The organism is Enterococcus sp. LJL120, from assembly GCF_054871765.1.
This window is the reverse complement of the sequence record NZ_JBTXLV010000003.1, coordinates 1-20,045: the sequence shown is the minus strand read 5'-3', so window position 1 is coordinate 20,045 and position 20,045 is coordinate 1. Positions and strand designations below refer to the sequence as shown.

Annotated in this window: 18 protein-coding genes; 2 read left to right on the top strand and 16 right to left on the bottom strand. The window is 42.0% G+C overall.

What is annotated here, in order from left to right; translation table 11 throughout:
* Positions 1-14: 14 nt before the first annotated feature.
* The 3 genes from ACYSNU_RS05460 to ACYSNU_RS05450 form a co-directional block, all read right to left on the bottom strand.
* Entirely contained in the window at positions 15-881 is an 867-nt protein-coding gene (locus tag ACYSNU_RS05460; RefSeq protein WP_461736187.1) for a carbohydrate ABC transporter permease, read from the bottom strand.
* A gap of 24 nt (positions 882-905) precedes the next feature.
* Positions 906-2,177 carry an extracellular solute-binding protein gene (locus ACYSNU_RS05455; RefSeq protein ID WP_461736186.1) on the bottom strand — a complete coding sequence of 424 codons (1,272 nt, stop codon included), beginning with the start codon at positions 2,175-2,177 and terminating at the stop codon, positions 906-908.
* A gap of 214 nt (positions 2,178-2,391) precedes the next feature.
* The gene (locus ACYSNU_RS05450) at positions 2,392-3,396 is read right to left on the bottom strand and encodes a LacI family DNA-binding transcriptional regulator (RefSeq protein ID WP_461736185.1); all 1,005 of its coding nucleotides are present in this window, start codon (positions 3,394-3,396) and stop codon (positions 2,392-2,394) included.
* A 284-nt stretch (positions 3,397-3,680) separates the two neighbouring features.
* On the opposite strand from ACYSNU_RS05450, the gene rsgA reads away from it, so the two are divergent.
* Entirely contained in the window at positions 3,681-4,643 is a 963-nt protein-coding gene (gene rsgA, locus ACYSNU_RS05445; protein WP_461736184.1) for a ribosome small subunit-dependent GTPase A, read from the top strand.
* Between the two features lie 54 nt (positions 4,644-4,697).
* Here rsgA and ACYSNU_RS05440 read toward each other — a convergent pair whose 3' ends face one another.
* From ACYSNU_RS05440 to ACYSNU_RS05380, 13 genes are all read right to left on the bottom strand, one after another.
* Entirely contained in the window at positions 4,698-5,339 is a 642-nt protein-coding gene (locus ACYSNU_RS05440; protein WP_461736183.1) for a hypothetical protein, read from the bottom strand.
* Entirely contained in the window at positions 5,336-7,462 is a 2,127-nt protein-coding gene (locus ACYSNU_RS05435; protein WP_461736182.1) for a hydantoinase/oxoprolinase family protein, read from the bottom strand. Before ACYSNU_RS05435 ends, ACYSNU_RS05440 begins: the two co-directional genes overlap by 4 nt.
* Before the next feature lie 14 nt (positions 7,463-7,476).
* Positions 7,477-8,760: a gluconate:proton symporter gene (locus tag ACYSNU_RS05430; RefSeq protein WP_461736181.1), complete on the bottom strand. Its 1,284-nt coding sequence runs from the start codon at positions 8,758-8,760 to the stop codon at positions 7,477-7,479.
* Between the two features lie 125 nt (positions 8,761-8,885).
* Positions 8,886-9,428 (bottom strand): 6-phospho-3-hexuloisomerase, encoded by a 543-nt coding sequence (hxlB, locus tag ACYSNU_RS05425; protein ID WP_461736180.1) that lies wholly within the window; start codon positions 9,426-9,428, stop codon positions 8,886-8,888.
* Complete coding sequence (locus ACYSNU_RS05420; protein WP_461736179.1) at positions 9,425-10,042, bottom strand: orotidine 5'-phosphate decarboxylase / HUMPS family protein; 618 nt, start codon at positions 10,040-10,042, stop codon at positions 9,425-9,427. Before ACYSNU_RS05420 ends, hxlB begins: the two co-directional genes overlap by 4 nt.
* A 13-nt stretch (positions 10,043-10,055) precedes the next feature.
* The gene (locus ACYSNU_RS05415; RefSeq protein WP_461736178.1) at positions 10,056-11,009 is read right to left on the bottom strand and encodes a sugar kinase; all 954 of its coding nucleotides are present in this window, start codon (positions 11,007-11,009) and stop codon (positions 10,056-10,058) included.
* Positions 11,002-11,736 carry a sugar phosphate isomerase/epimerase family protein gene (locus tag ACYSNU_RS05410; protein ID WP_461736177.1) on the bottom strand — a complete coding sequence of 245 codons (735 nt, stop codon included), beginning with the start codon at positions 11,734-11,736 and terminating at the stop codon, positions 11,002-11,004. The genes ACYSNU_RS05415 and ACYSNU_RS05410 overlap by 8 nt, the downstream gene beginning before the upstream one ends.
* 19 nt (positions 11,737-11,755) lie before the next feature.
* Positions 11,756-12,748: a LacI family DNA-binding transcriptional regulator gene (locus ACYSNU_RS05405; protein WP_461736176.1), complete on the bottom strand. Its 993-nt coding sequence runs from the start codon at positions 12,746-12,748 to the stop codon at positions 11,756-11,758.
* 204 nt (positions 12,749-12,952) lie between these two features.
* Positions 12,953-13,771, bottom strand: a complete 819-nt coding sequence (locus ACYSNU_RS05400; protein ID WP_461736175.1) for an alpha/beta hydrolase — start codon at positions 13,769-13,771, stop codon at positions 12,953-12,955.
* Positions 13,772-16,039, bottom strand: coding sequence for a glycoside hydrolase family 65 protein (locus tag ACYSNU_RS05395; RefSeq protein WP_461736174.1), 2,268 nt, complete (start codon positions 16,037-16,039; stop codon positions 13,772-13,774). It abuts the gene before it with no gap.
* A gap of 79 nt (positions 16,040-16,118) precedes the next feature.
* Positions 16,119-17,063, bottom strand: a complete 945-nt coding sequence (locus ACYSNU_RS05390) for an alpha/beta hydrolase (protein ID WP_461736173.1) — start codon at positions 17,061-17,063, stop codon at positions 16,119-16,121.
* Positions 17,056-18,585 (bottom strand): MFS transporter, encoded by a 1,530-nt coding sequence (locus ACYSNU_RS05385; protein WP_461736172.1) that lies wholly within the window; start codon positions 18,583-18,585, stop codon positions 17,056-17,058. Before ACYSNU_RS05385 ends, ACYSNU_RS05390 begins: the two co-directional genes overlap by 8 nt.
* Before the next feature lie 252 nt (positions 18,586-18,837).
* Entirely contained in the window at positions 18,838-19,317 is a 480-nt protein-coding gene (locus tag ACYSNU_RS05380; protein WP_461736171.1) for a hypothetical protein, read from the bottom strand.
* A gap of 178 nt (positions 19,318-19,495) precedes the next feature.
* Between ACYSNU_RS05380 and ACYSNU_RS05375 the strand changes: the two genes are divergently transcribed.
* Entirely contained in the window at positions 19,496-19,861 is a 366-nt protein-coding gene (locus ACYSNU_RS05375) for an iron-sulfur cluster biosynthesis family protein (RefSeq protein WP_461736170.1), read from the top strand.
* Positions 19,862-20,045: the final 184 nt, after the last annotated feature.

The following is a 20,045-nucleotide window of genomic DNA, read 5'->3' as shown; positions in this document are numbered from 1 at the left end:
CCTGACTCACTCCTTTAAATTTCAAAACGCCGTGATATTCTGATTTGCACCAGTGAAATCACCATGACAATCAAGAATAAGACTAACGCTAAGGCATTGGCATAACCAAATTTATTACTCTTAAAGGCGTAGTTGTAAACTAATAGCCCGATTGATGTGGTCTTATTGCTCGGGCCGCCGCCGGTTAAGGAATAAATCAAGTCAAAAGCAGTCAGGCCATTTTTCAAGGCCATGATAAAGACCATGCTGATTGATGGTAGTAAAAATGGCAGTTCAATATGGGTAAAGGATTGCCATTTATTGGCTCCGTCAATTTTACCAGCCTCAAGAATTTGCGTCGGAATACTTTGCAAACCAGCTAAAAAGATTACGACTGGAATCGCAATTCCTTGCCACAATGCGACAAACAGAACGGCGGCAATCGCCGTTTTTTCATTGGCTAAGAGATTGACCTTTAAAAACTCAATATCAAAGGATTGACCAATTTGCGTTAGGCCATAGCTGAAAATTTGTCGGAAAATCAAACCTAGAGTCACCGTACTTAAAACAGCCGGGAAAAAGTAAAGGGTTCTGAAAAAACCGATGCCTTTAAATTTATTATTTAAAACCCGGGCGATAAAAATACCGATTACAATCTCACCGACAATCAGCCCTACCGTGAAAATCACGGTAAAGCTGATTGCGCTGGTGAATTTTGCATCTGATAAAATTGCTTTAAAATTATCAAAACCAATAAAATTGAAATCAGGAGTTAAGCCAGTCCAATCGGTGAAGCTATAGAAGAATCCTTGAAACATTGGAAAATAAAAGAAAATTAATTGTAATATCAAAGGGACGATGATAAATAAGTATCCCCAGCTATATGATTTTTTCTTTTTCATGGTTTAACCTCTTTCAATCTTTAATTATTTCATCGTATCTACAAATGTGTTCAAGCTAGAAACAAATTGGTCTGCATCCCCATTTAAAATGTAGTCAACTGTCAATAGACCAAAGTCAGTTTCTGATGACCAGTCTTTTGCCAACCACACGATTTGATTGTCAGTACCAACCAACTCAGTTACACCTTCTGTTTCAGGGAATTTACCTTCTGTATCGACGCCATCCACTAAAACTGGGCCGCCGTCAACGTCGTAGTATTTTTGCATTTCTTCTGCACTAGACACAAATTCAACAAATTTTTCTGATGCTTCTTTATGTTCAGAGGTTTCGCTGACAGCCAAAGCCAAGTCAGCCGCACCTGCTGTTAATTCTTGACCAGCTTCATCGCCAGGGAAAGCAAACATACGGATTTCAAAATCTGGTTCCAAGGCTTGGATTGCTGGTAAAGCCCAAGTACCGTTGATTAACATTAAGCCGTCGCCACTAGCAAATGAAGCAATTGAATCATTGTAAGCTGCCCCAGCTGCATTCGCTTGGTAGTTGTCCCGCACGATATCTAATTTAGATAAAACTTCTTGAATCACTGGATCGCTGACTTCAATTGAATCTTTTGGCGAATCCAACAAGAAAGCATTAGCTTCGTCATAGCCGCCAGTTGTCGTAGCAAAAGCTAGTTGGTCAAAACCAATCATAAAGCCGGCTGCATCACTGGATAAAGCTGCTGTAAATGGTGTTTCACCAGCATCTTTAATCGCTTGAACATCTTCTTCAAATTCAGCAAAGGTCGTTGGTGCTTCAATGCCTAATTCTTCAAAGGCAGTGGCATTGTAGAAAATGCCATAAGCATTATTGGATAACGGTACAGCATAATCTTTACCATCAATTGCATAGGTTTCAGCCACGCCGTCTTTAACATTATCTAATAAGTCTGTATCAGTTAAATCAGCGAAGGTTCCACTTTCAGCCCAAGTTTGGAAATCTTGTTGGTGAGGATAGACATGGACAACATCTGGTACGTCACCGCTGGCCATTCTAGTTTTTAAGACTGTTGCCCCATCAGGTACATTCGTTAATTTAACAGTAATATCAGGATTTTCGGCTTCGAAATCTGCCACAATTTCCTTCATCGTGTCGAGCATTTCTTGCTTTTGAAAGAAAAATTCAATTTCTTCTTTATCACCTGAAGAACCGCTATCAGCGCTGGATGAATTGGAAGAACTGCCGCAGGCGCTTAAGCCGCCGACCAATCCCAAAGCTGCAACCGACAGTAACACATTTTTTGTAAATCGTTTCATTCTTTCGTCCCCCTAATATAGTAAACATTTAATTTTTGTTAAGCGTTTCCACTTAACTTGTTTACAACATATTGTTTACTAAACTAATTGTCAATAGTTTTTTCATAGAATCTTCAAATTTTGTTAAAAATAATTACATAAGTTTTTTTACTAATCAAAAAAGCCTTTGAACTTATGCGTTCAAAGGCTTCTATTCAATATTCATTAAGATTTGTCATTCACTTTCTCGAACAATAATTTCTGCCGGTATTACTAAACCAATTGGGTAACCACGGACCTCTTGAATCTTTTCTGAAGCTAAACGAATGGCAGCTTTGCCCATCTCGCTGGTTTTTAAGTCCGCCGTTGACAATGGCGGCGTCATAAATTCTGATACTTCAACATTATCAAAGGAAACAACCGCAATGTCATCAGGAATCGTTATATCATTTTTAGCCAATGCTCGATAAACACCGACGGCTAAAGGGTCACTTGCAACTAAAATCGCTGTGGGTAATTTATCTTGATGGTCTTCGATCAATTGTTCCGCCAAACGCATTCCATCTAAAGGCCCCCAGCCAGCTAAGTATGTTTGGATATTCTCACTCAAGCCGCGGGTCACCATCCAATCGCGATAAGTCTGGGCCCGAATATCATCATCTGATATCTTAAATTTATGATTTTCCTGCATGCTATTTCGCAGACCGCCGATAAAAGCAATATTGCGATGGCCTTTATCATAAAGCCGATCCAAGTGGTTTTCAGTCGCTTTGGCAATGTCGACATAGACCATGTCGTATTTTTCCTCCGCCAAAGGATCGTCCACCACAATAATATTGGGATTATGCTGATACAGCTTTGCCAACAATTCTTTGGCTAAATGCCCCATCACAATTACCGCACCAAAGGCATCAATTTCCGGTAGCGGTTTGTCCTCGTTGAGTCGGAAAATCCGGTTGGCGGCAATTTTCATTTGTCGCGCCTCCTGTGTCAAGCCTAAACGAATCGCCCGAAAATAAGGGTCATCAATTTCTTCTTCCTCAGACACCGGCGTGATAATACAAATGGATGCGTTACGTTTAATTTTCTTTTTTACTTGGTAATCTAATTCCTTAACTGCCGCCAAAACACGCTGGCGGGTTTCTTCAGTCACCGACAAAGTCTGATCTTCATTCAGCAAACGTGAAACCGTGGCAGGAGAAACTTGTGCCCGTTTCGCAACATCTCTAATCCCAACCATCTCTTCACCTTCCTTTTTTAGTAAACAATTTTCTTTTTACTAGTATACAACTTTGAAACAAAATAAACAAGCGAAATTCCTTTCGTGACTACATCCAGATAAAAAAATTGTATCCGTTAACAAAACGATTGTTTTATTTTGAAACTATCTTTATACTTAAACTTGGTAATACAAAACCAATAACTTTTTTTTGAAAGGGGAAATGTATCATGAGTAAATTTACTGCAATAAAAATTGGAGGTTTCCCTTTTTAGTGTAAACCTCCGCAAAATTTAGGAGGCTTTATGGAGGAAAAAAACATTGGTATTGTGATTTTTCAAGGACAGGATATCGCAAAGATTTTATTGTCGACTGACCCGGTTAAAGGAAAAGTATCCGGCAGCCTGCGACAGAAGCTAGTCGCCCCCGCTGATTTTCCGATTGTCGGCGATTATGTCAGAGGTCGTCTCTATGACCAAGAGGCATTTTTAATTGAAGAAATTTTACCGCGGAAAAGTTTTTTAGCCCGCAAAGTTGCTGGCAACCGCTTAGATGAACAAGGAATTGCCGCTAATATTGAAACTGTTTTTATCACCACCAGCGGCAATCAGGATTTGAATTTTTCCCGTTTAGATCGCTATCTGACTATTGTGTGGGATAGTGGTGCTATTCCCGTCTTAGTCATTACCAAAACTGACTTATTGGACGCTGCAGAAATCACTCAGATTGAAGCCGACTTGCACCAGCGTTTTGTCGGTGTCCCAGTGATTTTAACTACTAGTCAAGAGGACAACCGCAAAAAATTTGCACCTTATTTAAAAGCGCACTCGATTGCCGCTTTTATTGGCTCTTCTGGTGTTGGCAAATCAACCTTATTAAACCAATTGCTAGGGGAACAAAAACAAGTTACCCAAAGCACTCGCCTCGACGATGATCGAGGGCGGCATACGACAACTAGCCGACAGCTTTTTCTTTTGGCAAATGGCGCAATGCTTATCGATACCCCGGGTATGCGGGAAATCAGTTTAGCCGCACAGCAAAGTGAAGGCTTTGAGCAACAGTTTCATGAAATCGATGCACTTGCCCAGCAATGTCGCTTTAAAAATTGTCAGCATTTGACGGAACCAAATTGTGCTGTCAAAAAGGCCATCACCACCGGCCAGTTACCAGCTGAGGTACTAAAAAATTATCAGAAATTGCAAAAAGAGCTCGCCTATTTACAGCAAAAAGAACAACGGCAGCAACGCCGCCTGCAAAAGCATAAATAAGCAATAAAAAATCCGCAGGACCGGCTGAGAACAGCTGATTCTGCGGATTTTAGATTAATTAATGCGATTGAATAGTTTAGTTAGTCGCCCCTCAGCTTCCTCCGGATAAAAAGCCGCTGGTAAAAAGAGATTCAACAGATAAGGATAATAGTTTAGCTGTAAAAGTTCTTTAGCAAAAACCATAGCCGCAATTTCCTCAAGACTTCCTACACTTGTCTGGTGCTGATAAAAGCCCAGACTCCATAGTGATAGCCGATAAGATTTAACAAAGAGCTCCTCTGGCTCGGCAAAGAAATGAAACAGCTCATGGGCGATTGCTACCTGCTGCCAGTTTTCAAAAAGCAGCTCTGGTAGGCCAGCCTTTTTAAAATAGGCATCTTTTGTTTGAAAGCTCTGATTTATCGTAACCTGGTTTGGTAGCTCGAAGGCCCCCAGTGAGATAAATTTTTCAGAAATTGGCAGTTCAGCAAAGCTAACCTTCACCTGCTGAGATTTTAAAATCTCAGCCAAGCTGAAGTCGGGGAATTTTTGCTGCACACTCACCGCTAAATTTTTGCCATCTACTGTTGCTTTGGCAATCAGCTCAGGAATCTCAGCGGAGGGAATCTTTTTAAAGGAGGCACTTTCCTGCAGCTGCAATAGCTGCAGTTTTTCCTCTGGCAAGCCTTTGAAGGCTCGCCATAACTCGCCGATCATAGATTGTTCCGGGCGCCCACAACGATGACCTCTTCCCGACCACCATGCTGCATCAATTCAGTATCCATCACCATGTGCAATTGAGAAAGCTCCAGCATCCCGGTATAATCCACGACCTTCGCTCCAATACAAAGATAAATATCTGGTGCCAGCTTGATATCACTCTTATAGACTGCCAAATCTTCCCAATATTTATCCACGACATTGCGAATACCGCCGACGGTTGTTTTCGTTGCTTCGCCATCAGCCCGTTGAATCTTAATAAAGCCTTTTTTATCAATAATCCGTAATTCCTGCTGCTCATCCTTCGTGCCTTTCATCGTACCAAAGCAGAAGAAATATTCATTTTCAGCCACTAGATAAACTTTTTCTTCACTGACCTGCATTGATTTAGCTACCAATGTCTTCGCCTCAGCTTCATCAACACTAGCTGATAAATCAGTTGTTTTAACTTCTGTCGAACCCGTAGCAATTGCCCGCACTTTATTAGTCTGTGAGTCGATTTCCATTTGGACTTCGATGGTTTCAGGAGAAGCACCGGATTTCGTTGCTGATTGAATCGCTTCGTTACGAATATCCTCTAAGTCCTGTGGCGCTGGATTAGGAATTACCCGTTCTACCACGTCACGAACCATCGCTAAAGCCACGCCAATCGAAGAAATAACCTCGGCGTGTTGGGCAATGTCATAACCTAGGCCCATTTTCTTGGCTGTATATGGCAATAAGGATGTTGCTCCGCCACCACCGCCAACTAGAGAAATTTGATCCCGTTCCACTTTATGTTTGTCTGCTAAGAAATTAATCACTTTGATTACCACATCTGAAGCCCGTTCCATAATTTCTGTGGCAGTCTCTTCCACTGATTTGCCGATATCCTTAGCTAAGGCCTCCATCGCTTTGTAACTGGCTTCATAATTCCCGAAAGAATAATCCCCTTCCTTCACCAATTTCAAGACATTGGCAGCACAGGTTACCGTGATGGCAAATCGCTGTCCACTTTCTGATTCAATTGCGACATAATCAGAAGGGTCATTTTCTAAAGGTTGAATATGGACAACCTTAGGATTGATAATCTCCTCTGGCTTTGAAAAAGCGGCATACGGCAGTTTAGCAATATGGGCTGACCGTGGTCCAACCGCCACAACGCTCGTCTTGTCGGCCCGCACCATGCTGCCGCCGGCCACGCCAGAAACGTGAACATCCAGGGAACTAATTAATGTTTTATGTCCGCCAACTACTGAGTAATCAATCATCGGCCGACCATTTTTAATTACCCCGATATCGGTTGAGGTACCACCAACTTCAAAGAAAATCGCATTGGAGGCTTTAAGATACATCAAAGCGCCAACTGTTGAGGCTGCCGGGCCGGAGAGCATCGTCAATACCGGCCGCTTGCGCATTTCATTAATGTCCATAACACCGCCATCCCCCCGCATAATCATCAGCGGAACTTTGATACCGGCTTTGCGGACACTGTCTTCGGTACTATCGGCCGTTTCAAACATTTTTGGCAGAATTGAAGCATTGATTACCGCAGTTCGAGTCCGTTTGGATAAACCATACATCTTACTAATATCTGAAGCCTGTGAAACTTCAACATTCATCTCCTTACCGATAGCGGCGATTTCTTCTTCTTGCCGCTTGTTGTCCACCCCAAAGGCTTTGGAAGCCACAATAACTTCGGCTCCTTCGCCTAACAATTCCTCCATTGTCCGTTTGGCGACGTCTTTAGAGAATTTTTTTAAAGGAATATATTTATTATGGGTTTCAATCCGGCGCTTACCGGTTTCATCTAAAATAATATCTTTAATCACTGATTGGCGTTTAGCTAAAAAGCTATTGCCCATGCCAATAACACCCGTTACCGCCACATCCCCTTCTAAAAGGGCGTTGGTTGCTTGTGTGGTACTATGGGCGATGAACATCACCTCATCTGGAGAGATGTTATTTTGCGTCAAACATTTTTCAAAAGCCTGCACTACACCAGCGGAAACTCCCAACTCATCATCATGGGTCGTTTTAACTGAACCAATTCCAACTATTTCAAAGGTATCCCCATCAATTGCGACAGCTTTCGTATGGGTGCCACCTACGTCGATTCCGACACGAATTGCTCTTTTCATTGAAAATCTCCTCTCTATGCGAACATGAAGTAACAAACCATCACGTTAATTGCCCCGGCTAACCAGCCCCACGGTACCCCTGTCATCATAAACTCTTTGGCGCCGACTTTGGAATAATTCAAGGCCCATAAGTTCCATGATTGGGTCGGACACGTCGATAAGTTCATGGCAATTGTTGGAATGTACATCAGTGGGAATAATAAGCTGACAGGGAAAATACCCATTGCCTGCAAAATACCAACTGTTGCACTACCAGCACCGAAGATTGTCAACGGACCCCGGAAAAGCCCCAACGGAATTAAAATGGCAAAGGCAATACAGAGAATCAACGCGCTACTTGGAATAAAGTCCCCTAAAACCGCTTGGAAAAACGGCGCCGCAATCCCAGAAGCCTTATTAAACATTGGTAAAATAAATAGAAAACCTAGTAGTGAAGCCACATCGACAACCCCATCATAGAAGGTTCTAGTAATTAATCGAGTACCTTCTTTGTAATTCGGCAGTTTTCCACAAACTGCCAATGCGTATAATGACGCTACGATAAAGGCCGGAATTGGTTGCCAGCCAAAAACAATCGCTAGTAATACTGGAATCACTGGCGTAATCAAGGCATAAATCGGAATATCTTTTTCATCTTCGATATCTTCAACTGACGAAGCCATGTTGAAGGTTTTCTTTTTCCGCAAACCGAAAATCAACATTAAAATAACCATCAAAGTTTGCACGCCTAAAGCGGTGAAACCAAATTTTAAATAATTCCAATCATAAGCATAATCAGTAAAAATCCCCTGCATCTGCTTGAACAATACAATGTTGACATACATCCCGCTACCGACACTCATCAGATAGGAGGTTACCGCTAACGGTTTCGGCACACCCAATGACATTAAGATTGGCAAAACGATAATTCCGATGGCCACAACTGCACCGGCGCCAAAAGTTGAAGTAAAAATCAAGGTGGTGACAATACATAAAAGAATCGTTGTAAATAAAGGATTTTCCCCACTCAGCTCGACAGTTTTCTTAATCAAACTGGAAGCGATTTCAGTTTCAATCAAAATACGGCCGAACCAGCTACCGAAAATTACGATAACGGCTGTTGCCCCCCAGCTTTCTGGGCCGCCCTGCCACACCTCAATCATCGCCTGATCCCAAGTTAATTGACCACCGATAATACTAAAGAAGACCCATACAATTGCCATTACGAAGAAACCTACCATGAGGTTCCCGCCCTTTGCAGCGAAACGAATCAAGAGAAAGTAGCTAATCAACAAAATAATTCCAATAATAAAATCCATATTCTCGCTCCTCCATAATTTTAAATTCCTGCTGAAATTTGGTTTACTCTATTGTTACGGAAAAAGAGCCAAGTCTTTTCTAGTAATGCTTTCAAGCGATTGGCTTTTCCGTAAAAATCCATCGATTACTCCATATTTGAATGCTGCTGCTTGGCCACTTCGTTGCTGACATTTTTCAGCTTACTTAGCTGCAGACAGATATAATCCAAGGTGATATGCAAGGTTTGATCAAACAAACTGCTCAATAATTGAATCGAAGGTAGACCGCTCTTCGTTTTAGTCGCGCCTGGAATCACAAGCGTTACATCCCCTAGCTCCCCAAGTGGCGAATCGCCTTTACTAGTCACTGCTAAAATCTTGACGCCTTGAGCCTTGGCCTTAGTAGTCAGACTGACAATTGCACTCGTCGTTCCCGAACCAGAAATTGCTACAAGTAAGTCACCGGCTTGCACAGAAGGGGTCGTTGTTTCGCCGATTACATAAACCTGCAGACCGATATGCATCAGCCGCATCGCAAATCCCTTCCCCTGCAGTCCGCTGCGACCTTCCCCTAAAACAAAAATCCGCTGGTCTTGATTTAATAAATCAATGGCCGCCTGCACTTCTTCTGGATTGAGCTTAGCAATCACCTGATCAATCTCTTTGAGGATAATCTCCATATCCTTCATTTTAGAACCTCCTTAAATTTCACCAGTTCCTTTTGTGGTTCTGGACTTTTAACAATGCTGCTGCCGACAATCGCAATTTCTAAGCCGCTATCTTTTAATTCAGCAACCTTTTCTAAAGTTAAACTGCCAGCTAGTGCCGTCCGCTTAATTTGTGGAAAGCGGGTCTTAAAATTTTGGACTTCTTCAACAACTGAAACGGGCTTTTGACTGTCTTTAGCAAAATGCAGACTGTAAATCGCCTTTTCAAAATGCGCAATCCGGGCAATTTTTTCTGCTGAGCATTCCAGTAAGTCAATCATCATTTCTTTGCCTAATTCTTCTGCAACTTGGTAACAAATTTCTAAAGTTTCAAGGGCACTCGCCCCCATCACTGTCAAAATATCAGCACCTGCGGCAAAGTATTGGCGGAATTCATATTCCCCTTCATCAATCGTCTTAATGTCGGCTAATATTTTGGCTGAGCCGGCAATTTTTTTGGTTTCTGTCACTGATAGCAGGCCATAATCTTTGCCTAAGGAAGTCCCCAACTCGATGATGTCGGCTGTTTGCAGCTGATTTACCAGCAGACAAGCCTCACTTAAAGTTACGCGATCGATTGCTACTTGTATCTTCATGGCCTTCCTCCTTTTATTCTGGATGATTTTGAATAAAATCTGCTAGTTGCTCTCTCGTTGGTAGATTTTCATTATCACTGATATGGCTGACCTGAATCGCTCCAATTGCGTTCGCCCGAACCAATAGTTCCTTCATCGGTAGCCCTTCCAAAAGGCCGCTGACAACCCCCACTGCAAAGCCATCACCTGCACCAACAGTATCAACAGCTTCGACTCTAAAGCCAGCTTGCGTGAGACTGTGATCGCCAGCTAAATCCCGCCATTTGGCATAAGCACCCTTTGAACCGAGTTTAATGATGACTGCCTTAGCTCCTAAGTCCAAATAAAAATCGGCAATTTCATTCGGCTCTGTTCGCCCGGTTAAGATAAAGCCTTCACCGATTCCCGGCAAAACATAGTCTGCATACTCAGCAATATGATTGATTCGTTCAGTCATTAACTCTCGACTGCCCCACAAGGTCGGCCGCAGATTTGGATCAAAGGTAATAATTGTATTTTGGGCTTTTGCTTTTTGAATGAGTCCTTCCATCAACTCATAAGTCCCATCATTTAAGGCCATCAAAATGCCCGTCACATGAAAAATATCAATATCCGAAAAATCGATTTCCGCTGCCCGCTCAATTCCCATGTGATAAGCGGCCGAACCTTTACGGAAATAAATAACCTCTGGATCATTTTTAGAATCCTTATTTTTCAATTGAAAACCAGTCGGATATTCAGGGTTAATTTCAATCAAGGAAGTGTCAATGTCTTCTGCCGCTAAAAATTCAACGATGTGTTCGCCAAAAGGATCTTGGCCTAATTCCGTCACGTAGGTCACCTCATGTTCCAAGCGAACCAAGCCTACTGAAACGTTGACCTCGGCTCCTGCAACATAGCGGTCAAAAGATTTTACATGTTTTAATTTCTCCGGTGTTTGCGCAATGAACATCGCCATCGGCTCGCCGATTGTCAGCACTTTACCCATTTTCAATAACCTCCTGTACTTTTTGATATTCTTGTTCCAGCTCCGTTAAACTCATGGGATACTCGATGCCAGTTGGCCACTCAGGTTCTAAAAATTTGCGCCAATTTAGTTCCCCTTGGTCTAATAAAACCGGCTGACCTTGAAAAATATTTTTTAAATGGAAAATCGTGATTTTTTCTTTTACTTGTTGGAAGGCGGCTTCTGGATTCTCTCCCATCACCACCCAATTACCTAAATCAAAGGTGTAGCCTAGCGGAAGCTGTTGCTCTTCAACCATTGTTAACGCTTTTAAAACAGCGGATAACTTCCCGTTTTCTTCAGTCTGGTCATTTTCAATGGTAACCGTCAGCTCTTTTGGCAAAAGCTGTTCCAATTGCCCTCGAGAAACTTTTTGCAGCCCCGCTAAACTACCGATATTTACTTTGATTGAAACTGCAGCTAGCCTTTCAGCTTCCGCTAGCCATTCTGGCAAGTCAGGATTTAGCCCATCTGTGACAAATAGCGGCTCAGGAATCGAATAACGCAGCTGCCAATTTTTTAGTTTACCGGTTTCCAAAATTTCTAAAAATTCTTGCTGTTTTTCTGCGGGAATTTTTGAAAAATACTCCCGCCGCACTTCAATTCCAGAAAGCGACAACGGCAACTCTGCCAAAGCCTTAACAAAAGCTGTCTGGTCTTGATAAGGAGTTCCTTCTTTGACAATTGTGTTCACAAAAATATTTCCCATGTTTTCTCTCCTTCGTTATTTACAATGAGCCCCGCAAATGAATTTCAGCAGCAATTTCAATCGTTTCTGTTGGTTGAGGAATCTCAATCTCCTGCATTAAAACTTCAACCGCCCGCTCACCAATCCGCTCAGGGAGTTGGTGAATCGTAGTGATTCCCGGTTGAATTAATTCTCCCCAAAACCAGTCATCATAGCCGGCCAAACCGCAATCTGTCGGAAATTTTAACTGACAATTATTCAAGCCGACGACTGCTTCATACATTGCATTCCCGTTGGCTGCAAAGAAACAGGTCTTTTCAGTGAACTCATGCCCACTACAAAACTCGACAATATCTTGTCCCTTACCAGTATGATGCAGTTCCAACAATTCCACTTGACAATTAGTATCTAAAGTCCCTAGCCGAATGCCTTGATAGCGTTCGGCCCGCGGACTAATATCGCCGATAGCTTCACTGACGTGGATAATTTTTTGATAGCCATTTGCAACGATAATTTCCGTCATCTTTTTGGAAACCTGAATATTATTGGTTTGCACTGTCGTCCAGCGATCGATATTTAAGGAACGATCGACTAGGACCGTCGGAATTTCTTGATCTATAATTTGTTGAAAAGCAGTCAGCTCGGTTGCAACTGGCTGCAAGAGAATGCCGTCAATATTTTGATCAATTAATTTTTGAATGGCCCGCTGCTCCTCTGCTTCAGAATTATTTGTGTTCATGATTAGCAGTTGATAGCCGGTGTCCATTAAAGCGTCCTGCACGGCTTTAATAATGTAGGCTGTATATTGATTGGCAATATCGGCTACGAGTAAACCGATTAACCAACTTTTATTTGATTTTAATCCCTGCGCTTGTTTGCTGGGACGATAGTCTAATTCATCGATAATTAATTGGATTTTTCTTTTTGTATCAAGAGACATGTTGCCAAATTTGCCATTTAAATATCTAGAGATGGTCGTTTTAGAAACGCCAGCACGGTTAGCAACCTCTTGAATTGTGACATGTTTTTTCATAATCTTTCACCTTCTGGTTTACCGGTTAACCATATTGCAAACGGTTTCTAAAACAAATTCAAGGTTTTTTGACAAAAAGATTTTTTTCACGAGTTTCAACGAGATACGTAAAAAATTTACAACTGCTACACTTTCAAAAAAATAAAAATGCGCAGCCAGCAAGAAAGCGGCCACGCATTTTATTTAGAATAATTGATTCATGATTTAACTTTTGGCAAATTGATTTTTTAACCACCGGTCCGCCATCTGCGGCCAGTTTTCAACATCTTCTAGTATTTGATACGGTTCGCTGGCGCGTCTAGTTTCGACAGTCCCTAAGCTTAGACCATGCAGTCCCCGATTATAAAGATGAAATTCAAAGGGAATACTCGTATCATATAAAGCATCCGCCAACAATAAACTATTTTTTGCTGGCACGGCATCATCGGCCACGGTATGCCAAACAAAAGTTGCTGGAAAATCTTGATTGACTAATTTTTCAATGGAGACAGCCGCATTTTCTTTTGGATAATCAGCTCCCAGCAACGCTTGGAAGCTGCTTTGGTGGGCATATTTACCGCTAGAAATCACTGGGTAGCTTAATACTAAAGCATTCGGATAGATTTCTGCAGCCGGTGCAATGTCTGCCAGTAACGGCTTATTCCAATTAACTCCTAAAGAAGCGGCCAAATGTCCACCGGCAGAAAAGCCCAACACGGTAATTTTTGCGGCATCAACAAAAAAGTCGCCGGCATTCTTACGAATAAAAGCTACCGAGATTGCCAGTTGCTTTAGAGCCACTGGATAGCGAACTGCTGGTGCGACACTGTATTTTAAGACAGCTGCTTGATAGCCTAAGCTGAGAAAATGCAACGCCACTGGTTCGCCTTCCCGTTCTGATAAAAATTCATAGCCGCCACCTGGACAAATTAATATCATCGGCCGCTGGCGCAGCGGGTCGATTTCAGCTGAGTTGTCCTGCAAATATAAAATCAGTTCCGCCTCGTGACCAGCTGCCTGGATTTTTTCCGTTAACACTCTCATTTAAGCACCTCGTTTAATGACTGTTTTTTCTTCAACTAAATAATTTTCTCCATTAATCATAACAGATTGTGCTGCTCCTGCCACTAACGTCAAATTGATTGTTGTTTCAGTGATTTCTGCTAAAAATTGGCTACCTTGATAGTGGAAGCTGAAGGTCATTTTATCCCAATTTTTTGGCAAATGCGGTCGCAGACTTATGCCCCTTTCGGTTAAGCGTAAGCCACCAAAACCAAAGACGAGTCCTAAATAAGTCCCCCCCATATTGGCTGCATGAATACCATCCTTGGTATTCTTATGAGAGTTGGTGATATCAATTTTTGAAGATTCGTCGAAATAATTATAGGCTTTCTCGCTATCGCCAAACTGATTCGCCACAATACTGAAAATGCAAGAAGACAAAGAAGAATCATGAGTCGTTAAGGGCTCGTAATAATCATAGCCCCGTTTAACGGCCGTTTCTTCAAATTGATTTTCGTATAAGAAATAGGCCAAGACTAAATCCGCCTGTTTTGTTACTTGATGCCGGTATAAATACAACGGATGATAGTGGAGCAATAGTGGAAACTTCTCAGCCGGCAAGTTTTTAAACTCCATCACAGGTTTTGCTAAAAAGCTGTCGTCTTGCTCGTGAATTTGTAATTCTTTTGAAAAAGGCAAGTACATAGCCGCTGCTGCCTGCTGCCATTCGGCGATTTCAGCAGAGGTTAAGCCGATTTTCTCAACGACTTCAGCAAGACCTGCCTCGGTTAATACTTGATAAAATTTCCCAGCCCATTCCAAATGGTATTTAGCTGAGATGTTGGTATAAAAATTATTGTTAACAACGCAAGTGTATTCATCGGGGCCAGTCACCGCATTGATGACGAAATGTTCCTTGGTAAAATGGCCGACCTCTAACCAAACACGGGCCGTTTCAAAAATAACTTCCGCTCCGTAATCGGCAATTAATTGCAGATCCCCGGTCGCCAAATAATATTGGATGATGGCATAAGCAATGTCGCTGTTAATATGATATTGGGCCGTGCCTGAAGGGAAGTAACCAGAAGACTCCGCCCCGGCAATCGTGCGCCATGGATAAAGGGCGCCGGTCTGATGACCAAGAATGCGGGCATTTTCCCGGGCTTTATCTAAAATACTATAGCGATAGTGAATCAATTTTTGAGTAATTTGTGGATTGGTTAAGGTAAAAAAGGGCATCATGTAAATTTCAGTGTCCCAGAAATAATGACCTTCATAGCCTTCGCCGCTTAAACCTTTGGCGGCAATATTGGAAATGCCGTCCTTACCAGCCGACTGCAACAAGCTATATAAACTATAATCCAAAGATTCGTTTAACAATTGGTCACCGCTCACTTCAGCCACCGCATTTTGCCAAAATTCCGCCAGATAAGCGGCTTGTTTTTGATATAAATCGCTGAGCCCTACCGCTTTAACTTCCGCAATTAATTCTTCACTCGCATTAGCTAAATCATAACGACGGGAATCTAGAAAGAGACTGAATTTTGTGAAGTTCAGCGGTTGCTTAGGAGCAATTTCCCCTTGATAGATAAACGTATTTTCAACCTCTGTTGCCACAAGTTCAGTTAACGGTAACTTACTCTCGTGAAAAACAATTGTTTCAGCCGCTAAATCTGAGACTTGAGTCTTAGCGGTGATTTTAGAAATCCCCTGCGCTTCATCCACCTGATTGCCGACAACCCGCAGATAATGCTCGGATTCTGCGGCAACTCGGGGATCATTAGGATCAGCGAAATTGGTGACCTCGCCATTATGTTTAGAAGTAATTTTAATTTCACCGCTAAATTCATTTGAAGTGATTGTCAATTCAATGGTAAACAAAGGCAACACAACGAAAGACGCCATCCGTTTGAAGGCAATTTGAAAGCTTTGGCCCGCTTGGTTGTGCCAAGTAAATTGACGAAGGGCTGTCCCTTTTTCCATATCTAATTCCCGATAAATATCTGTAGCGTTTTCAAAAAGTGAGACAGCTTCTCCGCCGATTTCAATCGTGAAGGATTGCGTATCAGCAACGTTTAGCATCACTTCTTTTTTATTGACAAAGCCATATAGCTGTTCAGCCTGCTTCATCTCAGCAACATCATAAAAGCCGTTGATATACTGTCCTCGACTGGAGGAAAAGCCTTGAGGATAGCCTTCTTCAAAATTTCCTCTCACACCAAGATAGCCATTAGCTGTATGGAACAGTGTTTCCTGCAGTAATAAATTGTCGTTGGTTAATTCAAACCCTTGCTTAATCAGTTTTTTCATCCGTGACTCCTCTTTCAATTTATGATGGTGGCAAGCCAGTGATCGTTATTTCCGCCACTGGCAAAACTCAACTTATTGCTTAAGCCGTTACTTCATCTAAAAAGGCTTTTACTTTTTGCCAGTAAGCCTCGCCGGCAATAATTCCTGACATGGCGTGTTGTGCTCCAGCCACCGGTAATTTTTCTTTAAAGGTGGGGGTCGCCTGATAATTTTCCGCCAACATGCTGAAAGGTACAAAAGTATCGGCAGTTCCGTGGATAAACAGTGCTGGTAGTTTGGTTTTCGCCAACTGCTTTGTGCTACTGGCTTCACCTAGCCACCAACCTTGACGCACTTTATTGACAACTGAGACGAGGGGAATCAAAGGGAAAGCCGGTACATGGAACAAATTTTTCAATTGATAGCTCAACTCTTCTTTCACAGAAGCATAGCCGCAGTCTTCAATTACTGCTTTAACATTGCTCGGTAAATTTTCACCGGCGGTCATCATCACGGTTGCCCCGCCCATGGAAACTCCATATAAAATAATTTCCGCTTCAGGCTCTTTTTGTAAAATAAAGTCAATCCACAGCTGAATATCTTTGCGATCCGGCCAGCCAAACCCGATGTAGCGGCCCTCACTAGAGCCATGGGCCCGCAAATCCGGCAGCAGCACATTGAAGCCTAAGTCTTTAAAATAAGGCGCCTTATCAAACATTTCTTCGTGGCGGCTGTCAAAGCCGTGGACTAAAATGCCCCAGCGTTTGCTTGGCTGAGCTAAAGAATAGCTGAAGCCCTTCAATTTTAGACCGTCTTGGCTGGTGATGCTGACCATTTCTTCAGTAGCTTCGGCCAACCACTCCGCTTTTTTATCCAAGACTGGTTGCAATAGAGCATCCTCCGGGGTATCAATCCGATTGTGGTCGGACTCCATCGTTTCTGCCCGATTGGTTGTTTTCAAAAAAGCGATTGTAAATAGTTTATGGGCCGCAAAAAGCAGCACAGCTGCCAATAGCAGGACAATAATTAAAATAATTTTAAGCATGAATATCACCTTCAGGATTAGTGGAGGTTGCTACTTCCGCCTTGGCATCCCGTTCTTTGATTTCCTCAGTAATTTGCGCAAATTGACTTTCGGTCATGATGCCTTTTTTCTTATAAATAGTATAGGCAATCGTGATACCAATTAAAGGCACCACCGTTAAGAAAATTAACAGCAAACGGCCTTTGATTTCCGGTGTGGCATTTAGAATTTGTTGAATCATACTTTCTCTGGCGGTGGCGGAAATCGTACCGGCTGCCGCTTGATTTTCCAAATCAGAAATTTGGTTAGTGGTGGAAAGCACGCCAATCACCAGATAAACTAACATGGTTCCGAACTGACCTAAGCCCATGCCTAATTGCGTTACAAAGGGTCGCACTGAAAAAATAATGCCTTCATTGCGGGTGCCGAATTTCCAGTCATTCCATTCAACCCCATTGGCAATACTAATCATAATAATTAGATAAAAGACGCCATTACCAACTGCTGGCAAAATATTAACCAATGCCAGAATAATTAATTTGGTCATTTCCAGACTGTTTGGTAAAATCCAACCAGCTGCCAATAAGAGGAAATAACCGGTTAACGACATCGTTGTGGCAATTTTAATTAAAGTATCGCGATTGAATTTTTTAGAAATGGCGGGAAACATAATAAAGACTAGGGCGCCGGCAACTTGTCCGACGATATTAAAAATCGTCACCAATAAGCCGTTGTAACCAAAACTAAAGTATAGATAAGTGGAAACCAGCGTTGTACTTAAAGTGGTAACCAACATATAAACAAATAAAATTACGCCGCTCCACAAGGCTTGTTTATTGCGATAGATAATATGAACAATTTCCTTTACGCTGATTTTCGTGGTTTCTTTTTTCACCGCAGGTCTTGGCGGTTCTTCAACGCCAAATAATGTAATAGCCTGCGTCAAGAGCATAATTAAAGAAAAGCCAATCCCGATAGCTGCATAACCGGTTACGGCACTGCCGCCGATTACCAAACTGCCGACGGTAAATGTCGGCACAATCAAAGCCGTTAAGAAGGCCCCGATGCCCGCCATCAAATTGGTTAAAGACATCAAGCGATTGCGACCGTCTTGATCTTTTGTCAAAGCGGGAATCATGCCCCAATAGGCAATGTCGTTAATCGAAAAGAAAATACTAAAAAGAAAATACATGATGCCAAAGAAAATAACGTAGGGCCAGCCCTGCAAATTAGATGAAAAAGACAGACTGACGATAATTGCTGTTCCGATGACCCCGGCTAAAATAAAAGGTTTGAATTTTCCCCACTTACTATGGGAAGCATCAATCACATTCCCCAAAATCGGGTCAATGACCGCATCGAAAAAGCGGGCCGCCACCATAATAACGGTAATCACAGAAAATTGGGCCGCCGTTAAAGTTTTAGTAAACAACACATAATTTAAGAGATAGTTGACAAATAATCCGGCGGCCGCCATATCTCGACCGACAGTACCGATTGAAAATGACCAAAGATTGCGTTTAGATAACTGTGTACTCTCCATGGTTGATTCCCCCTTATAAAAAAAACACCTGTCAGGTATTAATTTATTTCAATTTACTGTTTACTAAACAGCTTGTCAATCAATAATTCTTCAAACAAAAAAAGCGCTGTCTCTTGCCTGACGAAAACTTATTCAATCAAGTGGATAATCAGGTCAGCCAAGCCTTATCAAAAGGCATTGGCGCCTGAAAAAATCCTGTTCATTTGATTTGAAAAAAAATTCGTGAAGCAAACCCAACAGAGCTTCATGATATTAATTTTTTAATTGATAGCGTTGTACGTAAGAAAAAATAAATAGGCCAGTCAGCACCAACGCCAACAATGCAAATCTCAGGCCGCTGTGATTGTCCAGCCAAAAATACGCGGCTAAACTGACCACCGTCAAGTAGCTAAAACTCGTGATACTCATCAAGTGGCTACTTTTTTTGACCTGTAAAATAGCTGCTGCAGAATAACTCCCGTAAAAATTGCCAAGAATACCAAGATTTGCAAGTCCCAGCACTAAACTGATACACAGAGCGAAAATCATCAAAAAGATACTATTATAAGCCTGCTCTGCAAAGCCAGCAATTGTTGAAAATATTGAAAAAATGAAGAGGCTGGCTGCTAAAAATGCCAAATTCAAGCCGCCAAGCTTCAGCCAAACCTGCTGTGGCTGCTGGCGCCATTGGAACCAAGCTGTCAGTCCGCTAAAGCTGACCCACAGCGCTAAAAAAATCCCTATCCCGTTCATTTTCAACGCCTCCCAAAAAAGCTGCAAATTGTTTTTTTATTATACCGCAAATCTGCAACAAGAGATAGCTTTGCTGATTAGCTTTGGTTTTATAAGCAGATTATTAGAGTCTGCTGCTTAAAAAGAGTAGGATATAGCTGTACTTAATAGAATGTATAAACTCACAGGGGGTTTTACAATGGAAATCAAAATGAGTCCAGAAGTTGAAAAAAAATTAGCACCCTATCAACAGGATGCTAAACTATTATTAGATTTAGACGATGGTGTCGGCAGTTTCTCAAAATTCGGTGTTTGCTCTTTAGATACCAGTTTTCGGGTTTTAGTAGTCGCAAAAGATAGTGATTTGAAGGACTATCCAACGGCTTTAACCTCCCCCATCGGCGACCTTTATATTAAGGAATACACCAGCAATTACTTTGCTGAGGAACCGGTGTTAGAATTAAATCCCCGCTTTCAAAATCTAGTTTTGAAAACCGCCAGCGGAACCGTTGATGGAAATGTGGAAATTATCGACATGCGGGCTCTACAAAGTCTGCAAAAATAAATGAATCTTTGCCAACTCGCTTTTGTCAGAAGTTCGGCAGCTTTAATTAAGCTGCCGCAGACTGTAGACAAATAGACTTTTAGAAGTAAAATTCTTCTAAAAGCCTATTTTTTGTTTTACTCATTCAAATTTGGGCAAAAAAATAAAGGCCTTCTGCCTTTAACTTAGCCAGGTGGCTAATTTC